Source organism: Pedobacter sp. 01T416_2, from assembly GCF_056398925.1.
On record NZ_JBFTQI010000365.1, the window covers coordinates 1 to 5,817 of the forward strand.

Annotated in this window: 6 protein-coding genes; 3 read left to right on the forward strand and 3 right to left on the reverse strand. The window is 38.6% G+C overall.

The annotated features are described in order from the left end of the window. The 3 genes from AC1DPQ_RS15600 to trxA form a co-directional block, all read left to right on the forward strand. The coding region (locus tag AC1DPQ_RS15600; RefSeq protein WP_477610126.1) for a 2-oxo acid dehydrogenase subunit E2 at positions 1-414 on the forward strand (414 nt) is incomplete at its 5' end. A 72-nt stretch (positions 415-486) separates the two neighbouring features. Next, positions 487-1,101: a hypothetical protein gene (locus AC1DPQ_RS15605; RefSeq protein ID WP_477610128.1), complete on the forward strand. Its 615-nt coding sequence runs from the start codon at positions 487-489 to the stop codon at positions 1,099-1,101. A 184-nt stretch (positions 1,102-1,285) separates the two neighbouring features. Then, on the forward strand, positions 1,286-1,582 hold the full coding sequence (trxA, locus tag AC1DPQ_RS15610; protein WP_230141269.1) for a thioredoxin: 297 nt from the start codon (positions 1,286-1,288) through the stop codon (positions 1,580-1,582). Here trxA and pdeM read toward each other — a convergent pair. The 3 genes from pdeM to AC1DPQ_RS15625 form a co-directional block, all read right to left on the reverse strand. Next, positions 1,579-2,217, reverse strand: a complete 639-nt coding sequence (pdeM, locus tag AC1DPQ_RS15615; RefSeq protein ID WP_477610130.1) for a ligase-associated DNA damage response endonuclease PdeM — start codon at positions 2,215-2,217, stop codon at positions 1,579-1,581. The genes trxA and pdeM overlap by 4 nt on opposite strands. Before the next feature lie 72 nt (positions 2,218-2,289). Further along, positions 2,290-4,767, reverse strand: coding sequence for a ligase-associated DNA damage response DEXH box helicase (locus AC1DPQ_RS15620; RefSeq protein ID WP_477610132.1), 2,478 nt, complete (start codon positions 4,765-4,767; stop codon positions 2,290-2,292). 272 nt (positions 4,768-5,039) lie between these two features. Next, positions 5,040-5,817 (reverse strand): ATP-dependent DNA ligase (locus AC1DPQ_RS15625; RefSeq protein WP_477610134.1); only part of this gene is annotated, 778 nt, incomplete at its 5' end.

Sequence of the window (5,817 nt, forward strand, 5' to 3'; positions counted from 1 at the left end):
GCCGCTTTACCAAGTGGTAACCTAATCGTTCCTGTAATTAGAAATGCCGATCAATTAAATTTAGTTGGCTTAACAAAAGCAGTTAATGATTTGGCTGCAAGAGCAAGAAACTCTAAATTAAAGCCTGATGAAACACAAGGCGGAACCTTTACATTAACCAATGTAGGTAGTTTCGGCAATGTAATGGGTACACCAATTATTAACCAGCCTCAGGTAGCTATTTTAGCTGTTGGCGCCATTAAAAAGAAACCAGCTGTTTTAGAAACTGAACATGGCGATGTGATTGCAATTAGACATATGATGTTCTTATCTTTATCATACGACCACAGGGTTGTAGACGGTTCTTTAGGGGGAATGTTTGTGCGTAGAGTAGCAGATTATTTAGAAGGCTGGGACCTGAACAGAGAAATTTAGTCAGTTTACAATTAACTTTTTCAGTTGATGTAATGTCAACAATTAAACAATTTACCAGTTTAACAATCAATAATGTTAGCTTCAAATTTAAAATCGATAGTTTCGGATAATGTACTGCATGCCAAATGGTTAAATACGTTATCTTATATGGAAAATGCAGGTGCAAAGAAGATTTCAGCTTCAGAGCATAAAGAAAATGTAAACCTGATTATTCTTAAACACGCTGCAGAAGAGCATCGTCATGCTTATTATTTAAAAAAGCAGATTTCGAAGATTGACGAAGCACTTTGTAAAACTTACTCCAATGCCGAGTTGTTATCTCCAAACCATACAAAATACTATTTGCATGCTTTAGATATTGYGGTTTGTCGTTATTTAAAAGCTGTATTCAGCCTTTCCGGTTACGATTTAAAATTCGCTGCCTATTTATTTGTTACCTATGCAATTGAAGTGCGTGCCGATGAATTGTATCCAATTTATCAAACGGTTTTAGATGAAGCAAAAAGCAAGGTAAATGTTAAATCGATTATATTAGAAGAAGAGGGCCACTTAGAAGAAATGATGAATCAACTGGTTAGTTTTTCCGATGATTGGGAAAATCATGCAGCTGAGGTAATCAAAATCGAAAAAGCTTTATTTGAAAGTTGGGTTGCTGCCTTAGCTGCAGAACTGCCGATAAGTGCTTAATTGAATAATTAATCAATCAAATTCGTCATCTCGACTGAAGCATAGCGGAGCGGAGAGATCTATTATAGATTTAGCTTCGCTGAGCACTTCGTGGTTCTCAACTATGTTGCACTTCGTTTGAAATGACGATTTTTCGTTAAAAACCAATCCAGTTTATCTTTGTTTCTAAATAAACACAAATATCATGGCTAAGTTTTCAGATTTAATTAACGGTGATAAACCTGTTCTTGTTGATTTTTTTGCCGAGTGGTGCGGTCCTTGTAAAATGATGAAGCCAATTTTAGAGCAGTTAAAATCTCAGGTTGGCGATGCTGTTTCTATCATTAAAGTAGATATCGATAAAAATCAACCAGCTGCTACTTCTTTTAATATTCAAGGCGTACCTACTTTAATTCTCTTTAAAAACGGAAAACAGGTGTGGAGACAAAGTGGTGTTTTACAGGCGTCGCAGTTGAAACAGGTAATTGATGCTCACGCCTAAACTTCTACCACACTTTTAGGCGTTACTGCAAAAATGCGTTCGTTTACTTTCGGATAAACCGTATAAAGTCCGGTAAATAAACTAAATGCAGGCAAAACGGCGTAGTCTTTACCAAAATAGAAGCATGGGAATTTTAATCTTTGCTTGGCTTTGCCCACAATGGTTACACCTGGATGGATATGGCCGCTGATGGGATATAATTCTTCTTCCATACCATTTGGAGCATCATGAATAAAGCAAAATGGCCCCAGGCAAAAACTAGGTTCATGTATTTCGATATTCATTGCAGCATAATTGGCGTCCGAAAGCCTATCATGGTTCCCCTTTACCAATAGAAAATTAAGCTCCTGGTATTGTTTTCTCCATGTAGAAAATTCATCAATATCGGTATTTAAACCATGGTGGAACATATCTCCATTAATTAGCAATGTTTTAGGATTGTATTGTTTAATCAACAAACTTAAGCGTTGAAGATCTGTTTGGGCAATGGTAGAAGGTACTTGCAAACCGGCTTGACGGAAGTGAGCAGATTTACCCAAATGCAGATCGCTTATGGCTAAAAGCTGATGTTTAGGTAAAAACAAAGCCCTTTCTTTATCTAAAATCAATTCTTCACCCTGGCTTGTAATGTTCATTTATTTCGCTTTATCGTCATCCTGAGCCTGTCGAAGGATCTTTTAAATTCCGACAGATCCCAGAAGATGCATTTATTTAATTTTCTCTGATTCCGCTTTCATCCGTATAATCCGTTGCTCCAATTCTTCTGAGCTCATATTTTCACGCAGACTATCTACCTTGATCGGGAAGGACAGCGGTGTAAAACTTTTAGGATTGGTGATTACAATTGCTCCATGCTGAATTCGATCCAACGCTGCCGCCAATCTTGGCTCTTCCAGTTGTTGGTAAAAAACTTCATCGTATGCCTGTCGCAAAAGTAAATTATGTTTGTCATAATCGCTAAAAACATTAAAAAATAAACCAGCAGATGACTGGAGGTGCTTATTGGCTACATATTTACCAGGGTATCCCTGAAAAACGAGTCCGGAAATGCAGGCAATATCCCTAAATTTCCGTCTTGCCATTTCAGTTGAATTGATACTCAACGTAATATCTTCGGTCAAATTTACAGGCGAAAAAACCTCGTAGGCAATCGATTCGTCCATGGGAATTTCTGTTTCACTCAAAAGTTCAAAACCATAATCGTTCATGGCAATAGAAAAGCTGATCGGCAACAATTTACTTAAACGATAGGCAACCAGGGCCRCCAAAACCTCATGTACCAAACGCCCTTCAAATGGATAGGCAAAGAGATGAAAACCTTCTTTATTATTAATAAGTTCGATAAGTAACTCATCATTTTTAGGTACGTGAGAACGTTTTTCCTGCAATAGAAACAGCGGATACACCGCATCTAATTCTTCATCCTGATGTGTTTTATCCAATGCTTCATTGTATTTTTTCCGTAAAACCGACCCTAAATTGGAAGAAATGGGCAAGCGGCCACCATTCCAGCTTGGAGAGATCGCATTTTTCTGTTTACTTACCCTCACCACAACAGTCATATCTTTTACCTGAATAAATTCTAAAACCCTGCCAGCCAAACGGAAATTATCGCCAGCTTTTAAACGGGTAACAAAATATTCTTCAACCATGCCGATGTAACCACCAGAGATGAATTTAACTTTTAACATTGCATCACTTACAATTGTTCCAATATGCAAGCGGTGTCGCATCGCCAATTGTCTGCTCTTTACTTTCCAAAGCCCATCTTCGTCCTTAACCACTTTCTTAAATTCGGTGTAGGCACTTAAACTGTCTCCTCCTGAGGTGATAAATTGCATTACCCAGGTCCATTCTTCAGGAAGGATAAGCTTAAAAGCATGGGTGTTCTTAATTTCCTCATAAATGATTTTATCATCAAATCCATCGCCTATGGCCAGTGTAACCAAATACTGAACCAAGGTGTCAAATACCATAATAAAGGGCTCACGGCTCTCTATATTATTTGTTTTGGCTGCTTCTTTAATCGCTGCAGCTTCTACCAGTTCTAATGCATTGGTAGGTAAAAAATATATTTTAGAGGTTTCGTGAGGGGAGTGGCCCGAGCGGCCTGCCCTTTGCAAAAACCGGGCAACACCCTTTGGCGAGCCCACTTGAACAACCGTATCAACAGGTTTAAAATCTACACCCAAATCTAACGATGAAGTAGCAATAACAGCTTTAAGCTGTCCGGTATGTAAGGCGTCTTCAATCCAGTTACGAAGTTCAAAATCTATCGATCCATGGTGTATGGCAATCCTCCCGGCCAGTTCGGGTTCGATATTCAACAAATGCTGATACCACATTTCCGATTGTCCGCGGGTATTGATAAAAATTAAAGTGGTTTTACTTTTCTCAATAATCGGTAAAAGCTTGTAGGCTAGCTTTAAACCCAAGTGCCCAGCCCAAGGCAATGTTTCGATATCATCGGGTAAAATTGATTTGATCAGGATTTTCTTTTCTAAATCGGCTTTAACAATAATCCGTTTGACCTCCATATTGGGCTCGAGTACATCTAACGCCTCTTCAATATTACCAATAGTGGCAGAAATCCCCCAAATTCTTAAAAACTGGTTTTTATCTAACTTTTGTAAACCCTTAATCCGCGATACGGCCAACTCCACCAATACGCCTCGTTTACTTCCTAAAAGCTCATGCCATTCATCAGCAACAATACATTTAAGATTTTTGAACAAAGTTGAAGCGCCTTTTTGCGCCAGTAACAAGTGCAGGCTTTCTGGCGTAATCAACAAAATTTCGGGCATCGATTTTTTCTGCTGTAATTTCTCTGCCTGAGAAGTATCGCCATTACGCACTCCCACATGCCAATCCAATTCCAGCTCCAATAAGGTTTCGCGCATGGCCCTTGCAATATCTTTCGCCAGGGAGCGGAGTGGGGTAATCCAGATTAACTGTAAACGGTCTTTCGCTTTTTTATTGTTGGCTTCAGTTGCATTTAAGGCCTCAATCACTACTGCTAAAAATAAAGAAAATGTTTTTCCGAAACCTGTAGGCGCATTTACCAAACCGCTGTAACCATCCAAATAATACTGCCAGGCATCTTCCTGAAACTGAAAAGGCTTGCGTTTATTGGTCTTTAGCCAGGCTTTTATCTTTTTATAACCTTTGGTTTTGGTTTGGTCCATGCTTAAATATCGCTGCTTTTGATGGGTTTTCTAATTATTTCTTGAAAAGGAATAACAGTAATGCTTCGGTTAGAGCAGTCCCGCCATTCGCTTTACCTTTTTTGTAATTACCGTTAAATGTTAATTTATCCATAACAAAAAAGGGTATCGCTGCTGTCGGGTTTAAAATCGTGCGGTAACCTTTCAGTTCCGATATGCACTGAACCTGCTTTCCTAATAATTATGGTTCAAAATCTTTCTATTGTTTTGTGCGTGCATCATTGTTTTAATTTCTACAAAGTTGAAGCTAACAACTGTCTCAAATCTTCCAAAGTATTAATTTCATCAGCCTTTTTATCTTTTCGCCACCGCAATATACGTGGAAAACGCAACGCTAAACCTGCTTTATGCCGTTTACTTTCAGCAATTCCCTCAAATGCAATTTCGAAAACCAGTTCAGGTTTTACGGTACGTACCGGGCCAAATTTCTCAATTGCATTACGGGTTACAAAGGCATTCACTTCTTTAATTTCTTTATCTGTTAAACCCGAATAGGCTTTTGCAATCGTGACTAAATTTTCGCCATCACGAACAGCAAAGGTATAATCGGTAAAGAAATTAGCCCTTCTGCCACTTCCTTTTTGCGCATAAATCATTACCGCATCAACCGTGTAGGGATTGATTTTCCATTTCCACCAATCGCCCCTTTTTCGTCCACTATGATAATGAGAGGTCAACTTCTTCAACATAATTCCCTCGCTGTTAATCGATCGGGATGTTTGTCTTAATTTGGCTAATTCTTCCCACGAATGGCAATTGATTACCGGAGAGATCATCACCGGACTTTCAGCTAAACCACCAATCAACCTCTCGAGTGTTTTTCGTCTTATACTTAAAGGTTCTTCTCTAAAATCCTTGGCTTCATATTCTAAAATATCATAAACAAAAAAGCCAATGGGTGCATCTTCCAATTGTTTTTTACTAATCGTTTTGCGGTTTAAACGTTGTTGCAGCGTACTGAATGATAAAACCTGTTTATCTTGTACAGCCAGTATTTCGCCATCTAAAACC